Raw genomic sequence first — 15,739 nt, 5'->3', positions numbered from 1 at the left:
AGTTGTTCGATGAGAGTGTTCAGCCGGGCTGACCACGGCTGAGTATCTGTCCGATGGACAGGCCTGCCGCCTGTATGTGCTGCTTGAGCAGAACGGCAGCCTCGTGTTTGCGCCTCGCCCGGCACAGGGCCAGCAGTTCGGCGTGTTCGCGCTCCGCCTTGTCTATGCCTCCTTGGGCAAACAGCAGCTCGAAGCGCACGTAACGGTCGCAACTCAGATTGATTTGGGCGATCAGCTCCATTGCCTGGGGGCGATTGGCGGCCTGATAAAGGGTGGCATGGAAGCTGTGATTGAGCTGGGCCCAATGTTCGACCCGGGTTCCTGACTCGAGTGCGGCATCGAACTGATCGAGAATGGCCTGGGCGTTGACGAAGGTCTCCTCCGTCATCAGATCGACGGCGTGAAACAGGGTATCGGCTTCCAGCAGGGCTCGCAAATAAAAGAGCTCGGCCACCGATCCGCTATCGAGTTGGGTGACCACGGCGCCACGATGGGGTTCGAACTTGACCAGCCCCTGAGCCTCCAGCTGCATCAAGGCCTCACGCACCGGTATGCGACTGACCGCCAGCTCCTTGGCGATGGCGTCCTGGCGCAAGGGAGCACCGGCAGGGAAGTCCCCGCGCAGTATCCTGGCTCTGAGGTTATCCATCACCATCTGGGTGCGGGTCTTGTAGGTGGGACTCATTGTTGCGTCATGGGGCAGGTTGCAAAATTGTATATTGTATAAAGTTTGGCTGAATCTAACGCGCTCGCGCCGGCAAGGCAAGGCGGTACTGAGTCGATTGCCGGATGTTGGCCAAAAAAACCGGCCAGCAGAGCTGGCCGGTTGGCAGTAAGGGGCGGCTGTTACAGATGCGGACCTGCGGCTACCAGCTGTTTGCCTTCGTCGTTATCGGTGAAACGTTCGAAGTTCTTGATGAAGCGCTGGGCCAGATCCTGCGCCTTGGCATCCCACTCTGCCTTGTCGGCGTAAGTGTCACGGGGATCAAGGATGATCGGGTTCACGCCGGGCAGTGCGGTCGGCACTTCCAGATTGAAGATGGGCAGTACCTTGGTCTGCGCCTTCTCGATGGAGCCATCCAGGATGGCGTCGATGATGGCGCGGGTGTCCTTGATGGAGATGCGTTTGCCGGTGCCGTTCCAACCTGTGTTGACCAGATAGGCTTCGGCGCCAGCCGCTTCCATCCGCTTCACCAGCTCCTGGCCATATTTGGTCGGGTGCAGGCTGAGGAAGGCCGCACCGAAGCAGGAGGAGAAGGTCGGAGTCGGTTCTGTGATGCCGCGCTCGGTACCGGCCAGTTTGGCGGTGAAGCCGGACAGGAAGTGGTACTTGGTCTGCTCCTTGGTCAGCTTGGAAACCGGGGGCAGCACGCCGAAGGCATCGGCAGTCAGGAAGATCACCTTGTTGGCATGACCCGCCTTGGAGACCGGCTTGACGATGTTCTCAATGTGATAGATGGGGTAGGAGACCCGGGTGTTCTCGGTGCGGGAACCATCATCGAAGTCGATGGTGCCGTCCTCGGCCACCGTCACGTTCTCCAGCAGGGCATCGCGACGGATGGCATTGAAGATGTCCGGCTCGGCCTCCTTGGAGAGCTTGATGGTCTTGGCGTAGCAGCCTCCTTCGAAGTTGAACACGCCATCGTCATCCCAGCCGTGCTCATCATCGCCGATCAGCTGACGCTTGGGATCGGTGGAGAGGGTGGTCTTGCCGGTGCCGGAGAGGCCGAAGAAGATGGCCACGTCGCCGTCCTGACCCACGTTGGCGGAGCAGTGCATGGAGGCAATGCCGCGCAGGGGCAGGAAGTAGTTCATCATGGAGAACATCCCCTTCTTCATCTCGCCACCGTACCAGGTGCCGCCGATGAGCTGGATCTTCTCGGTGAGGTTGAAGGCGACGAAGTTCTCGGAGTTGAGCCCCTGGGCCTGCCAGTCAGGATTGGTGCATTTGGCACCATTCATTACCACGAAGTCAGCCTTGAACGTGTTCAGCTCAGCGTCGCTTGGGCGGATGAACATGTTTTTGACGAAGTGTGCCTGCCAGGCCACCTCGGTAATGACGCGCACCGCCAGCCGGGTGTCCGGGTTGGCGCCGCAGTAGCCATCGATGACAAACAGTCGCTTGCCGCTGAGCTGCTTGGTCACCAGGGATTTGAGTTTTGACCAGACTTCGGGGGTTATGGCCTTGTTATCGTTCTTGCCCTGGTCAGACCACCACACAGTATTCTGGGTAGTGGCATCTTTGACGATATATTTATCTTTCGGGGAGCGGCCGGTAAAGATGCCGGTATTGACATTGACGGCGCCCAGTTCAGTTACTATTCCACGTTCGAATCCCTCCAGGTCTGGGCGGGTCTCTTCTGCGAAAAGCTGCTCATAGGAGGGGTTACGCAGGACTTCTACGGCATCATGGATACCGTATTGCTCCAGTTGTAACTGTTGGGCCAGGGTGGGTTCTGCCACGATTGTCATTGTATTCTCCTGGGTTCAGAGGTGTGTAGGGTTCTATCTGGCATCAACTCTACCACTTAGGTAGTAGAATTTAGCGACCTTCATCAAACTTTATAAAGTAGGGTATTTTTTGTTATTTAAGTTAAAGGCGGGTTTCCCCGCCTCTATTTAGTGTAACTGGTTTGCATCATTACCGGGAGCCCCACTGAACAGGGTTTCGACATCGATCGCATCAAAGGGATAGTGGGCACCGCAATAGTCACAGTGCATCTCAATCTTGCCCTGCTCCTGCAGCATCTCCAGTACTTCGGCTTTCTCTACCTGCAACAGGGCACCCTCGCAGCGCTCCCGTGAGCAGGTGCAGCGGAAGGCGACGGCCTGGGGATCGAACACTCGCACCTTGTCCTGGTGATAGAGGCGGTAGAGGATCTCTTCCGCTTCGAGGCCAAACAACTCTTCATCCTTGATGGTGCTGGTGAGCTGAGTCAGATGGTCGAAGTCGATGCTGTGATCCTCACTCTGGGATGGCAGTTCCTGCAGCAGTATGCCCGCGGCGCGGGGCTCACCTTCATGGTGCCCGGTGCGGATCCAGAGTTTGGTCGCGAGCTGTTCGGACTGGGCGAAATACTGCTCCAGGCAGCCAGCCAGGGTATCGGCCTCCAGGGCAACGATGCCTTGATAGCGTTCCCCCTGCTCAGGGGTGATGGTGATGACCAGCTGGCCATTGCCTATCAGGCTCTGCAGCTTGCCATCGCCGGGCAACTCGCCTTCGTGGCGGGCGACACCGCGCAGCTGCTGGTTGTTATCGCCATTGATGACGGCCAGACGTACCGGACCATCACCCTGCAACTGCACTGTGATGGAGCCTTCAAACTTGAGGGTGGCAGTGAGCAGGCTGGTGGCGACCAGCAGTTCGCCTAGCAGCTGTTGTACCTGAACTGGATAGCTCTGCGCCTCGATCACGTGGCGATAGGTGCTATCCAGCTGGACCAGCTCACCCCGCACTTCGTACTCTTCAAACAGATAGCGATACAGCAGATCTTGGTGACTCATCTCATCTTCCTTCGGGGTGGTAATGGCGTGGACACCCGGCATATTGGGCCGAGTGTGAACTTTCTGGTGTGCACGTCGTCATACAGGGGTCATGGACTCAGGTCAGTATTGCTTTACCCGGATCAGCTGGCGCCGCTCCTGCTTGTCGGGACGGCGCTCGGGGCTGGGGGCAAACTGGCTGTTGAAGCGGCGAGCCTCGGCATTTTCTGCCCGACGTTTGAGGCTCTCGGCCGTCTCTTCATACATCAGCTGGGCCAGGGGGGCCGATTTGCGCTGTTCGCTCAGGGTGAGTACCCGCACTTCCCGCTCGTCCTGACCCTGCCAGAAGCGGACCAGGGCGCCGAGCTCGACCGCCTTGCCAGGTTTGCTGCGCTGGCCGTTATAGTGCACCTTGCCCCCTTCGATCTGCTCCCGTGCCAGACTGCGGCTCTTGTAGAAGCGGGCGGCCCATAGCCATTTATCCAGACGCAGGGAGGATTCGGGCGAAACGGCTTTGCTCATGACGTATTCCGACGATGTGACATGGTGACCGATTATACCAGAGCCGGGCCCCAGGGTTGAATCTGGCCTGCATTGGAGTGATGGCACGAGCATTTTTAGCCATATTGCCCTTTAGGTCAGTTGTCTCCGGCGGCATTGCCGTACACAATGACTGACCGATTTGGATAGAAAATTATTTTGAGAAACATGACGCTACCGTTCAAGGATGACTTGCTGTCTGCCTTGCTTGCCCAGAGCAAGCGGCTGCCCCTTGCCCGTCTTAGCCATTGGTTATTCTGGGGACTCTTGCTGCTGCTGGCTCATCAGTGCGCCGGTTTGACCTGGCGACTGCTCGCTTTGGCGAGTCCGGAGCCGCAGGCAACCTGGCAGCCCAGCACTGGAGCGGCAGAGACGGTGAGTCAGGGGACAGACCTGGTGCCCCTCACTCGACTGGGTCTGTTTGGCCGCGCCGAACAAATCCAGGCCCAGACCCAGGTGGCGGCAGATGCTCCCAAGACCCAGTTGAATGCTCAGCTCAATGGCCTGCTGGCCAGCACCAATGCCGCCAAATCCATCGCCATCATAGCCCACAACGGTACCCAGAACTCCTACGGCATAGGGGACTACATAGACGGTACCCAGGCCCGGCTGCGACAGATTTTTGCCGATCGCGTCATCATTGAACGCAACGGTCGTGATGAGACCCTGATGCTCGATGGTGAAGAGTACGGCAAACCGCTGCCAGCCAATGGCAACGCCACCGACAAGCTGGGTGAGGTGCGCGGCGAGCTGATGAGCAACCCGGGCAAACTCACGGATTACCTCAATATCTCCCCGGTCCGGGTCGATGGCCGCATGGCGGGCTATCGTCTCAATCCCGGGCGGGATCCTGAACTCTTTAATCAACTCGGTCTGGTCGCCAATGACCTGGCCGTCAGCATCAATGGGCTCGACCTGCGTGACAATGCCCAGGCGATGCAGGCGATGCAGCAGGTGGCGAGCGCCACCGAAATGACAGTGACAGTCGAACGGCAAGGACAGCTGTATGACGTCTATGTCGGCTTGTCAGAATAATGAATTGGAGTAGCACCAAGAATGATAAATAAAGGGAAAGGCTGGCGCCTGGCTTCTGTAGCGGCGGCCTTGCTGATGACGGGGTCCGTCTGGGCGACCGAGTATTCGGCTAGCTTCAAGAATGCCGAGATCGAAGAGTTCATCAACACGGTTGGTAAAAATCTCAATAAAACCATCATCATAGAGCCATCTGTGCGCGGCAAGATCAATGTGCGCAGCTACGATCTGCTCAACGAGGATCAATACTACCAATTCTTCCTGAGTGTGCTGGACGTGTACGGCTTCGCCGTGGTGCCCATGAGCAATGGGGTGCTCAAGGTGGTTCGGGCCAAGGATGCCAAGACCTCGGCCATTCCCGTGGTGGACGACAGCAACCCCGGCGTCGGTGACGAAATGGTTACCCGGGTTGTGCCGGTTCGCAACGTCTCGGTGCGCGAGCTGGCCCCCTTGCTGCGTCAGCTCAACGACAACGCTGGCGGTGGCAACGTGGTCCATTACGAACCTTCCAACGTGCTGCTGATCACCGGCCGTGCCGCCGTGGTCAATCGTCTGGTCGAGGTAGTGCGCCGGGTCGACAAGGCTGGCGATCAGGATGTGGATATCATCAAGCTGAAATACGCCTCGGCTGGCGAGATGGTGCGCCTGGTGAGCAACCTCAACAAAGACGGTGCAGCTCAGGGGGGCAATGCGGGCTATCAGCTTACTCCCAAGGTGGTGGCGGACGAGCGCACCAACTCTGTGGTGGTGAGTGGTGAGCCCAAGGCGCGGGCCCGCGTCATCCAGATGGTGCATCAGCTCGATCGGGATCTGCAGAGCCAGGGCAATACCCGGGTCTTCTACCTGAAATATGGCAAGGCCAAGGATCTGGTGGACGTGCTCAAGGGGGTCAGTTCCAGTATCGAATCCGACAAGAAAGGCAGTACCGCGGGTGGTGCGGCGGGTACCAGCATAGGTGGTGGTCAGCTTGCTATCTCGGCGGATGAGACAACCAATGCCCTGGTGATCACCGCCCAGCCGGACGTCATGGCCGAGCTGGAGCAGGTGATCGCCAAACTCGACATCCGCCGCGCCCAGGTGCTGGTGGAAGCCATCATCGTCGAGATCCAGGACGGCGATGGCCTCAATCTCGGGGTACAGTGGGGCAATGCCAATGGCGGCGGCACTCAGTTTACCAATACTGGCTTGCCGATCGGACCTGCCATCATCGCGGGCAAAGATTACCAGGACAATGGCAACACGGACGGGTTGGAAAACCTGCTGGGCAGCTTTAGCGGCATGGCCGCCGGTTTCTACAAAGGGGACTGGGCCATGTTGATGACGGCGCTCTCCACCAATACCAAGAACGACATACTCTCGACCCCGAGCATCGTCACCATGGACAACAAGGAGGCGTCGTTCAACGTGGGTCAGGAGGTGCCGGTGCAGACCGGCTCCCAGAGTTCGACCTCGGGAGACAACATCTTCAACACCATAGAGCGCAAGACGGTGGGCACCAAGTTGGTGGTCACCCCCCAGATCAACGAAGGGGACTCTGTGCTGCTCAACATAGAGCAGGAGGTGTCGAGCGTTGCCCAGGCTCAGGCCGCAGGTACGGCAGATCTGGGCCCGACCTTCGACACCCGTACCGTCAAGAACGCCGTGCTGGTCAAGAGTGGCGAAACCGTAGTGCTGGGTGGTTTGATGGATGAGCAGACCAAGGAGCAGGTCTCCAAGGTGCCGCTGCTCGGGGACATCCCCATACTGGGCTATCTGTTCCGCTCCACCTCCAATACCACGGCCAAACGCAACCTGATGATCTTCATCCGGCCGACCATATTGCGTGATGCCAACGTGTACTCCGGCATCTCCAGCAGCAAATACACCCTGTTCAGGGCCGAACAGCTGGATCGCGCGGCGCAAGAGGGCTACCTCACTTCGCCACCTCGTCAGGTATTGCCCGAATATGGTCAGGACATCATGGTCTCCCCCGAGGTCCAAAGACAGATCCAGTCCATGAAGAGCCGGCAGCAGGCCACGGCGGCGAGCGTGCAACCCTTCGTGCAGAGCAAGCCCTGATGGCGGCCTACCAGCTTGATGGCTGCGAATTGTCGGCATCACTGCCCGAGCTGCCATTCGCCTTTGCCCGCAACTTCGGGGTGATCCTGACCGAGCAGGCTGGATCGCCCGTGCTGATCTGCCGACCCGGGGTCACTTCCCAGACTTTGCTCGAGGTGCAGCGGGTGGCGGGTGCCGCCTTCGCCGTCGATCAGATAGAGGGTGAGGCGTTCGAGCAGCTGTTGATGGCCCACTACCAGCGCGACTCTTCCGAGGCGCGTCAGCTGATGGAGGATCTGGGCAACGAAATGGACTTCTTCGCCCTGGCCGAAGAGCTGCCCCAGAGCGAGGACTTGCTCGACGCCGATGATGACGCGCCCATCATCCGTCTCATCAATGCCATGTTGAGCGAGGCGATAAAAGAGGAAGCGTCCGACATCCATATCGAGACCTTCGAGCGGGTGCTGGTGATCCGTTTTCGCATCGATGGGGTATTGCGGGAGATCCTGCGCCCCCATCGCAAGCTCGCCTCCTTGCTGGTGTCGCGCATCAAGGTGATGTCGCGCATGGACATCGCCGAGAAGCGACTGCCTCAGGATGGCCGCATCTCACTGCGCATCGGTGGCCGGGCGGTGGACGTGCGGGTCTCGACCATGCCGTCCAGCTACGGTGAACGGGTGGTATTGCGTCTGCTCGACAAGAACAATATCCGGCTCGAGCTCAAGCAGCTCGGCATGACCCTCGCCAATCGCAACATCATCAGCGAACTCATCCGCAAACCCCACGGCATCATCCTGGTGACGGGGCCGACCGGTTCGGGCAAGTCCACCACCCTCTATGCGGCGCTGTCGGAGATCAACTCGCGGGATCGCAACATCCTCACGGTGGAGGATCCCATCGAGTATGACCTGGAGGGGGTGGGCCAGACCCAGGTCAATGCCAAGGTCGACATGACCTTCGCCCGTGGCTTGCGGGCCATCTTGCGGCAGGATCCTGACGTGGTCATGGTGGGGGAGATCCGGGATCTGGAGACAGCCCAGATAGCCGTGCAGGCATCCCTCACCGGTCACCTGGTGATGTCGACCCTGCACACCAACACGGCCATCGGTGCCATCACCCGGATGCGGGACATGGGCATAGAACCCTTCCTGCTCTCCTCGTCCCTGCTGGCGGTGCTGGCGCAACGATTGGTACGCACCCTTTGCCCCGACTGCAAGGAGGCGCGTCCGGTCACGGAACAAGAGCTGGCATTGATGCGCGTCGAGGGGTTGGACAAGGCCAGCCAGATCTGGCATCCGGTGGGGTGCGAACAGTGCAACCATACCGGCTATCGTGGCCGGACCGGCATCCACGAACTGGTGGTGGTCGATGAACCGGTACGCGAGGCGGTCCATGGTGCCAGTGGTGAACTCGCCATCGAGCGGCTGATCCGCCCCCATACCCCCAGCATTCGCCGCGACGGCATCGACAAGGTGCTCCAGGGGCAGACCAGCCTGGAAGAAGTGCTGCGTGTGACTCGGGAAGATTGAGGATAGGACGTGGCTGCATTCGAATATAAGGCCCTTGATGACAAGGGACGCCAGAAGCAGGGGGTGACCGAGGGAGATTCGGCGCGCCAGGTGCGCCAGCAACTGCGTGAGCAGGGGCTGACTCCGCTGGAGGTGAGCGAAACCACGGAGAAGGCCAAGCGTGAGGCGGGTCGTTTCCGACTGTTTCGCCGTGGCGCCAGCACCGCCGAACTGGCACTGATCACCCGCCAGCTTGCCACGCTCGTGGGGGCCGGGCTCACCATAGAGGAGGCGCTGCGGGCTGTCTCCCAGCAGTGTGAAAAGGCTCACCTCAGCAGCCTGGTAGCCACTGTGCGTGGCCGGGTGGTGGAGGGCTACAGCCTGGCCGATTCCCTGGGCGCTTTTCCCCACGTGTTCGATAAACTGTTTCGCTCCATGGTGGCGGCAGGGGAGAAGTCGGGTCATCTGGAAAAGGTACTCAACCGGCTTGCCGATTACACCGAGCAGCGTCAGCATATGCGCACCAAGCTGATGCAGGCGATGATCTACCCCATGGTGCTGACCCTTGTCGCCGTGGGGGTCATCTCCATCTTGCTGACCGCCGTGGTGCCCAAGGTGGTTGCCCAGTTTGAGCATATGGGGCAGCAGTTGCCGGCCACCACTCGCTTCCTGATCGGCACCAGCGAACTGATGCAGAATTACGGCCTCTGGTTCCTGCTGCTGATCTTCCTGGGCGGTTTCGTCTGGCGTTGGTGGCTTGGTAATGAGCTGCGCCGCCGCCATTGGCACGGCATCCTGCTGCGCCTGCCGGTGATTGGCCGGGTGAGCCGGGGGCTCAACACCGCCCGTTTCGCCCGCACCCTGAGCATCTTGAATGCCAGTGCCGTGCCGTTGATAGAGGGGATGAAAATCTCCGGTGAGGTGCTCTCCAACGACTTCGCCCGGGCCCGTATCCTTGAGGCCACCGAGCGGGTACGTGAGGGAACCAGTCTTCGCAAATCATTGAATGAAACCAAGATATTTCCGCCCATGATGTTGCACATGATCGCTTCTGGCGAGCAGAGTGGCGAGCTCGACAGCATGCTGGAGCGGGCGGCAGACAACCAGGACAGGGAGTTCGAAAGTCAGGTCAACATTGCGCTTGGCGTGTTCGAACCCATGCTGGTGGTCTCCATGGCAGGGGTGGTGCTCTTTATCGTGATGTCGATCCTGCAGCCGATCCTGGAACTGAACAACATGGTCAATATGTGAATAAGCAGGCTACTCCTGCAGCCCATTCACTCGCGCTCAACAACATGGTCAATATGCAACGGGATCCGTCTGCCGGGTCTCACTATGGTCAATCTCTGATGGCAGCCGCCATCTTATTTATCGAGGGAGTAAGTCATGGATAAGCGTCGTCAATCGGGTTTCACCCTGCTGGAAGTCATGGTGGTCATCGTCATCCTGGGGATACTGGCCAGCCTGGTGGTGCCCAACTTGATGGGGAACAAGGAGAAAGCCGATCAGCAGAAGGCGGTTTCCGACATAGTGGCGCTGGAAAACGCCCTCGACATGTACAAGCTGGACAACAATCGCTACCCGACCACGGAGCAGGGGCTGGATGCCCTGGTCAACAAACCGACTTCGGCCCCGGAACCGCGCAGCTACCGGGATGGGGGCTATATCAAGCGCCTGCCACAAGATCCCTGGAGCAACCCTTATCAGCTGCTCAGCCCGGGTCAATTCGGCAAACTCGACGTCTTCTCCATGGGGCAAGATGGCGAAGCGGGTACCGACGACGACATCGGCAACTGGAATCTGAAGGACTTCCAGTAAGTGCCGACTCGCCGCGTCTCTCGCCTCGACCGACAGCCATGAGTCACCTCTTGGGGCGCCATGCCTGCATTTTCATCTGGCAGCAGCTGCCAGCGCTGATGGGGCCGCTGTCCATTGTTGTCCCCCTGACAGGGTGGGCTCAATGAGGGCTCGTCGTCAGGCAGGCTTCACCCTGTTGGAGGTGCTGCTGGTCGCCATGTTGATGGGATTGGTGGCCACCGCCGTCACCCTCAGCATGGGGGGCGCCAAGGGGGATCGCGAGCTGGACAAACAGGCGCGTCGCTTCATGGCCGTATTACAACAGGCCCAGGAGCAGGCGGTGATGGATGGTCGCCTGCTGGGGTTGCGGCTCGACGATCACGGCTGGCAATTCATGGTGCGCCAAGGGAAAGATCGCAGCTGGAAGGCCTTGAGTGATGACAAGGTGCTGGGGCCGGTGCAACTGCCTGAGGATATCCAGCTCGGCGTCGAACTGGGCGGGTTGGCCTGGCAGCCGGATGAAGATGAGCGAGGGGAGGGGGACAAGGTGGCCAGCCCCCAGGTGTTTATCTTTCCCGGTGACGAGTTGACCCCCTTCGTGCTGACCTTCAGTCAGCTGGTCGATGAGGAGCGTTACTTCCGTGTGGTGTGGGCCGATGAGTTTGGCAACCTTACCCTGGATAGCGATCGGCCCGAGGAGGAGCAATGAGGACCCCGCGCGTGGCTTTGCGCCATGGTGGGCCTCGCCGGGCGAGGGGCATGACGCTGCTCGAGGTGATGGTGGCCCTGGTGGTCTTTGCCATCGCCGGGCTGGCAGTGATGAAGGCGGCTAGCGAGCACCTTGCCGGGCTCAGTTATCTGGAGCAGAAAACCCTGGCGACCTGGGTTGCCCAGAACCAGCTGGTCCAGCAGCGACTCGAGGGCACCTGGCCGAGCGAAGGCTGGGTCGAGGGTGATGAGGAGATGGCGGGGCAGCGCTGGTATTGGCGTCATCACGGTGTCGCCACCGCCGACAGTAATTTCAAGGCACTGGATCTGGAAGTGCGCACCGCCCCCAAATCCGAAAGTCCCGTGACCATGATGCGAACCTATGTCAGCCGATAACCGCTCCCCCGGCCGCGCCGCTCCCTGGCTTACCTTGCCTGGCACCTCGAGGATGCCAGTAGCGCCGCAGAGGTCGCGAGGGTGGCAGGGGGGCTTCACCTTGCTCGAGATGCTGGTGGCGATCGCCATCTTCGCAGGCCTGAGTCTGGGCGCCTATCAGGTGTTGCAGGGGGTGCTCACCAGCGATGAGGTGGCCAAGAAGAAAGAGGTGCGCTTGGCCCAATTGCAGCGGGCCTTCGATCTGCTGGAGCGGGACGTGAGCCAGATGGTGCCGCGCACCGGTCGCATCCAGGGCGAAAACAACCGGGTGCTGCTGGCGGCTAGCCAGTTTGGCCAGCAGAGTGACGACTGGGGCATGGCCTTCATTCGGGGCGGCTGGCTCAATCCGGATGGCATCTTGCCGCGATCTGGCCTGCAACGAGTCGGCTGGCGGCTCAAGGATAACCAGTTGGAGCGACTCAGCTACCTCTATCCGGATCCCGTGATAGGCACCGAGCCCAGGGTGCAGGCCCTGCTCGACCGGGTGACGGGACTGCGCCTCTTTTTCTACAGCGAGGGGGGCTGGAAGTCGGAGTGGACCCAGGAGGCGCGTCTGCCTGAGGGACTGGCGGTTGAGCTGGATCTGGATGATTACGGCACCATACGCCGCCAGTTTCTGATTGGGGCCGGCGGCCAGAGGCTCGAAGATGCACCGACACAATAAGGGCGCCGGGCCGGGAAGAGGCCGGGGCATGGCATTGCTGGTGGTGTTGCTGATCCTCTCGGTGATGGTGATCATCGCCAGCAACATGAGTGGTCGCTTGCAGCTTGAGCTCAGGCGCACGGCCAACCTCAGCAGCGGCAAACAGGCCTGGTGGTATGCCATCTCCACCGAGGCGCTGGTCAGCAAGATCCTGGCCCAGGACTTCAAGGATGACCCCAAGGTGGTCAGCCTTGGCCAGTACTGGGCCCGCAAGGATGTGGTGTTTCCGGTCGAGGATGGCACTCTCAAGGGAGAGGTACGCGACCTGCAAAGCTGCTTCAACCTCAACAGCCTGAGCGTGGCGCAACAGGGGGGCAATGGGGACGATCTGGCCAACCAGCCTTATCCCGTCAAGGTGTTCCACACCCTGTTGACCCTGCTCGAGGTTGACGAATACGAGGCGACCCAGCTGACGGATGCGGTACGTGACTGGACCGACAGCGATACGGTGCTGGTCTCCAGCTATGGCGCCGAAGATGCATATTATGAAGGGTTGAGTCAGCCCTATCTGCCCGCCAACCAGAAGATGCTGGGGGTGGATGAGCTGCGTGCCGTGCGTGGGGTCAGCGGCAAGCTGTATGCCAGGCTGGCACCCTATGTCTGCGCCCTGCCAAACGACAAGTTGCTGGTGAACATCAATACCATAGCCCCAGAGCAGTCCGAACTGCTGGCGGCACTCTACCTGGGAAAGATCGGTGTGGATGATGCCAAGGGAGTGCTCAATGATCGCCCCAAGAAAGGGTGGCAAAGCAAAGAGGAGATGACGAGCCTGCCTGCACTGGCGGCAGGCTCCGGCATCAAGGGGCTGAATGAGGCGATAGACGTCAAGAGCGATTACTTTGTGGCCTATCTGCTGGCCGAGGTGGCTGACACCCGGGCCAGGCTGGAGACCTACTTCCAGCGCAGTAAAGACAACAAGGCGGTGGTGCTGCGGCGGGTCAATGGGGGGGCTGAGTGACGCTCGCCTCGACGCGCGACGGCATCTCGCTGTCCATATCAAGGGTCAGCCGTCGACAGGACTCGGCCCTGACCAAGGAGAAGCTGTATTGAACGAGAGTCTGGTCATCCGTCTGGGGATAACCCAGGAAGAGCCGGTCGAGTGGCTGGTCTGGTCGAAGGGAGAGGAGGAGATCATCGCCTCCGGGACCCTGGTCTCGGCCCATGAACTGCATGAACTGCGTGAGCGGGCCGGTGGCCGTCCCGTGGTCGCCCTGGTGCCGGGCAGCGCCGTTATCTTCCGGCGAGTGCGGCTGCCGGGCAAGTACAACCGCCAGTCGGCGGCGGCCCTGCCCTATCTGCTCGAAGAGCAGATAGCCTCCGATGTGGAGTCCCTGCATCTGGTCGTGCTGGCCCATCAGGGTCAGGAGGTGGATCTGATGGCGGTGGACAACCAGCAGATGCTGCGCTGGCTCGGTTGGCTCGAGGCGGCAGGGCTCAAGAGCCTGCAACTGCTGCCGGACGTGCTGGCCTTGCCGCAGGCCAGTGATGGCTGGTCGGCGCTGCAACTGGGCAAGGTCTGGCTGCTGCGCCAGGGGCCTCACCAGGGGTTGGTGGCAGACGAAGTCTTGCTCGGCCTGTTGCTGAGCACTCAGCTCGAGCCTGTCACCATCCACAGCCATACGCCGCCCCCGGCACTGGCGGGAGCCAACTGGCTGGAGGCCGATCCCGAGCTGCCCATGCTGCTGCTGGCCCGGGAGGCGCTGCGCGGTCAGGTGAACCTGTTGCAGGGGGCTTTCCGGCCACAGACCGAGTACAGCCGCCACTGGTTGCAGTGGCGCAAGGTGGTGGTGGTGGCGGTGGCCTTGTTGCTGGTCACCCTGGGACAGCGAGGCCTGGCACTCTATCAACTCGATAGCCAGGACAAGGCGCTCAAGGCCGAGATCCGCGAGGTCTATACCCGCATCTTCCCGGGAGAGACCCGGATCGTGAATGTACGCAGCCAGGTTGAGCAGCATCTGAGGTTGCTGGGTGGGGCGTCCCAAAGTGGCGTCTTGCTGTTTTTGACCGAGCTGGCCCCCACCTTTGCCGAAGTTCCGGGACTCAAGCCCGAGGTGCTGCGCTTTGATGTGGAGCGGGGAGAGCTGAGGCTGCAAGTCACGGCTCCCGGTTTTACCGAGATGGAACGATTCCGGGAGTTGGCGGGCAAGCGTTTCGAGGTGCAACAGGGCGAGGTGCGTAGCACGAAAGGCCGAGTCGAGGGGGCACTGGTGCTCAAGGGTAAATCATCATGATGGCAAGGTTTGAACTCTGGTGGCGCGGCATCAGCGCCCGGGAGCAGCGACTGCTAGCAATTGGCGGCACCCTGCTGACCATAGGTCTCTTCTATTGGCTGGTTTGGCAGCCCCTCGACAGTCGCATTGCGGAGCGGGAGCGGCAGGTGAAGAACCAGCAGCAGACCCTGGTCTGGCTGAAAGAGAAGGGCGAGCGAGTCCTGGCTGCCCAGGCGGGCAGCGGCCGCAACATCGAGCTGGGGGGGACGCTGGATGGGGTGGTCAACCGTACCGCCTTCAATCACAAGATCAAGATCACCCGGCTGCAACCCCAAGGTCAGGAGCTGCAGGTATGGATAGACGCGGTTCCCTTCGATGGGCTCTTGATGTGGCTGGCTGAGCTGTCGGACCGATATGGCGTCCAGGTCAAGGTGATAGAGGTGGCCCGCGAGCAGTTGCCCGCAGGCATGGTCAAGGTGAGACGCTTACAGGTGAGTCGCCCGCAATGAAACGCAAGATCTGGATAGTCGTCGTCTTCATGCTGGCCTGGCTGGGCTTCTTGCTGACCAGCGTGCCCGCCAGCCTGATGGTTCGTCATCTGCCGTTGCCGCCCATGGTCAAACTGGAAGGGGTGAGTGGCACCCTCTGGCAGGGGGAAGTGGCTCGTCTGCAATATGCCAGCGAGTCTGTGACCCGGTTGCGTTGGGATCTCAATGGTTGGTCGCTGCTGCGCTTTGCTCCCGAACTGGCGGTGCGTTTTGGCGAGCGGGATGGCCTCAACGGCCAGGGCGTGGTGGGCTGGGGCGGTGCCGTCTTTGGCCGCGATCTGACCCTCAACGCCCCCGCTCCCTGGTTACTGAGCCGCTTGCCTATGCGCCTGCCCTTCCCGGTCACGGCGACGGGCCAGTTGCAGCTCAAGCTTGATGAATTCAGTCAGGGCAAGCCCTGGTGCGATAGCCTTTATGGCAACCTCTATTGGTATGATGCCGAGGCCGATACCCCGGCAGGTAAGCTGAAACTGGGGGATCCAGAGCTCAAGCTGACCTGCCTCGACTCCCGGCTGGTGGCCGAGCTCAAACAGGGCTCTGAGGCGGTGCAGGTGCTGGGCAAGCTGGAGTTGCAGGCCAATCGCCAGTACCTGTTCCAGGGCAGCCTCAAGCCGGGCCCTGAGTTGCCGGATCAGATGAAACAGGGGTTGCCCTACCTCGGTCAGCCAGACAGTCAAGGTCGCTTCCCGCTGCGTTATCAGGGCCGGATCTAACCCGCGGCCGCACGGATAGACAACA

Annotated in this window: 16 protein-coding genes; 12 read left to right on the top strand and 4 right to left on the bottom strand. The window is 60.6% G+C overall.

What is annotated here, in order from left to right:
* Positions 1–19 precede the first annotated feature (19 nt).
* The 4 genes from G113_RS01445 to hslR form a co-directional block, all read right to left on the bottom strand.
* Positions 20–685 (bottom strand): GntR family transcriptional regulator, encoded by a 666-nt coding sequence (locus G113_RS01445; RefSeq protein ID WP_005891910.1) that lies wholly within the window; start codon positions 683–685, stop codon positions 20–22.
* 161 nt (positions 686–846) lie between these two features.
* Positions 847–2,472, bottom strand: a complete 1,626-nt coding sequence (gene pckA / locus G113_RS01440; RefSeq protein WP_005891906.1) for a phosphoenolpyruvate carboxykinase (ATP) — start codon at positions 2,470–2,472, stop codon at positions 847–849.
* A gap of 147 nt (positions 2,473–2,619) precedes the next feature.
* Positions 2,620–3,504, bottom strand: coding sequence for an Hsp33 family molecular chaperone HslO (gene hslO / locus G113_RS01435; protein ID WP_005891903.1), 885 nt, complete (start codon positions 3,502–3,504; stop codon positions 2,620–2,622).
* A 102-nt stretch (positions 3,505–3,606) separates the two neighbouring features.
* On the bottom strand, positions 3,607–4,005 hold the full coding sequence (gene hslR, locus G113_RS01430; RefSeq protein WP_005891901.1) for a ribosome-associated heat shock protein Hsp15: 399 nt from the start codon (positions 4,003–4,005) through the stop codon (positions 3,607–3,609).
* A gap of 186 nt (positions 4,006–4,191) precedes the next feature.
* On the opposite strand from hslR, the gene exeC reads away from it, so the two are divergent.
* The 12 genes from exeC to exeN all read left to right on the top strand — a co-directional run bounded on the left by exeC (position 4,192) and on the right by exeN (position 15,714).
* On the top strand, positions 4,192–5,058 hold the full coding sequence (exeC, locus tag G113_RS01425; RefSeq protein ID WP_040318796.1) for a GspC family type II secretion system variant ExeC: 867 nt from the start codon (positions 4,192–4,194) through the stop codon (positions 5,056–5,058).
* Positions 5,059–5,079: 21 nt separating this feature from the next.
* Positions 5,080–7,113 (top strand): GspD family T2SS secretin variant ExeD, encoded by a 2,034-nt coding sequence (gene exeD, locus G113_RS01420; protein WP_005891895.1) that lies wholly within the window; start codon positions 5,080–5,082, stop codon positions 7,111–7,113.
* Entirely contained in the window at positions 7,113–8,621 is a 1,509-nt protein-coding gene (gene gspE / locus G113_RS01415) for a type II secretion system ATPase GspE (RefSeq protein ID WP_005891893.1), read from the top strand. Before exeD ends, gspE begins: the two co-directional genes overlap by 1 nt.
* 9 nt (positions 8,622–8,630) lie before the next feature.
* Positions 8,631–9,851, top strand: a complete 1,221-nt coding sequence (gene exeF, locus G113_RS01410; RefSeq protein WP_005891892.1) for a GspF family T2SS innner membrane protein variant ExeF — start codon at positions 8,631–8,633, stop codon at positions 9,849–9,851.
* A gap of 135 nt (positions 9,852–9,986) precedes the next feature.
* Positions 9,987–10,418 carry a GspG family T2SS major pseudopilin variant ExeG gene (gene exeG, locus G113_RS01405; RefSeq protein ID WP_005891890.1) on the top strand — a complete coding sequence of 144 codons (432 nt, stop codon included), beginning with the start codon at positions 9,987–9,989 and terminating at the stop codon, positions 10,416–10,418.
* Between the two features lie 142 nt (positions 10,419–10,560).
* A complete protein-coding gene (gene exeH, locus G113_RS01400) occupies positions 10,561–11,106 on the top strand; it encodes a GspH family T2SS minor pseudopilin variant ExeH (protein ID WP_005891888.1) in 546 nt (181 codons plus the stop codon).
* A complete protein-coding gene (gene gspI, locus G113_RS01395) occupies positions 11,103–11,501 on the top strand; it encodes a type II secretion system minor pseudopilin GspI (protein WP_236611695.1) in 399 nt (132 codons plus the stop codon). Before exeH ends, gspI begins: the two co-directional genes overlap by 4 nt.
* A 52-nt stretch (positions 11,502–11,553) precedes the next feature.
* The gene (gene exeJ / locus G113_RS01390; protein ID WP_040318806.1) at positions 11,554–12,204 is read left to right on the top strand and encodes a GspJ family T2SS minor pseudopilin variant ExeJ; all 651 of its coding nucleotides are present in this window, start codon (positions 11,554–11,556) and stop codon (positions 12,202–12,204) included.
* Complete coding sequence (gene exeK / locus G113_RS01385) at positions 12,188–13,201, top strand: GspK family T2SS minor pseudopilin variant ExeK (protein ID WP_169510544.1); 1,014 nt, start codon at positions 12,188–12,190, stop codon at positions 13,199–13,201. The genes exeJ and exeK overlap by 17 nt, the downstream gene beginning before the upstream one ends.
* 88 nt (positions 13,202–13,289) lie before the next feature.
* Positions 13,290–14,474 (top strand): GspL family type II secretion system protein ExeL, encoded by a 1,185-nt coding sequence (exeL, locus tag G113_RS01380; protein ID WP_005891877.1) that lies wholly within the window; start codon positions 13,290–13,292, stop codon positions 14,472–14,474.
* Positions 14,471–14,962 (top strand): GspM family type II secretion system protein ExeM, encoded by a 492-nt coding sequence (gene exeM / locus G113_RS01375; protein ID WP_005891874.1) that lies wholly within the window; start codon positions 14,471–14,473, stop codon positions 14,960–14,962. Before exeL ends, exeM begins: the two co-directional genes overlap by 4 nt.
* Complete coding sequence (exeN, locus tag G113_RS01370; protein ID WP_005891871.1) at positions 14,959–15,714, top strand: GspN family type II secretion system protein ExeN; 756 nt, start codon at positions 14,959–14,961, stop codon at positions 15,712–15,714. Before exeM ends, exeN begins: the two co-directional genes overlap by 4 nt.
* Positions 15,715–15,739: the final 25 nt, after the last annotated feature.

It is taken from the genome of Aeromonas molluscorum 848 (assembly GCF_000388115.1).
In the GTDB taxonomy this organism is placed as follows: Bacteria; Pseudomonadota; Gammaproteobacteria; order Enterobacterales; family Aeromonadaceae; genus Aeromonas; species Aeromonas molluscorum.
Note: the sequence above shows the minus strand (reverse complement) of the source record. Positions and strands in the feature narration are given on the sequence as shown.